Source organism: Nocardiopsis sp. LOL_012 (genome assembly GCF_048060475.1).
In the GTDB taxonomy this organism is placed as follows: Bacteria; Actinomycetota; Actinomycetes; order Streptosporangiales; family Streptosporangiaceae; genus Nocardiopsis.
The window spans coordinates 1-306 of record NZ_JBHMIV010000136.1 but is presented as its reverse complement, the minus strand read 5'-3'; the positions used below and the strand labels follow the sequence as shown (position 1 = coordinate 306).

The 306-nt window shown below is 68.0% G+C and carries 1 pseudogene; it reads right to left on the bottom strand.

Features of this window, described 5'->3' with window-relative positions:
- Positions 1–306 (bottom strand): annotated as a pseudogene (locus tag ACFHWE_RS23800) (hypothetical protein); the annotation flags it as partial.

Sequence of the window (306 nt, the reverse complement as noted above, 5' to 3'; positions counted from 1 at the left end):
CAGTCGGTGCGCACCGCCGCCACGTACTGCGGGGCGGCCTTGTCCGAGATGTCGAAGATCCGGATGCCCTCGAACCCGTCGGGGTTCCTGGTGGACGTGGACGGAGCCCCGCACTCGGTGCCGGCGCGGGCGTAGTCGACGGAGAAGTAGAGCAGGTCGCCGCTGACGCTCACGTCGCCCTGCCCCCCCGGGCACAGCACCTCGGAGACGACCTCCGGCGACTCCGGCTCCGAGATGTCGTAGACGACGAACCCGTTGTAGTTGCCACCGATCACGTAGTCACCGGTGAAAGCCAGGTCCGAGTTG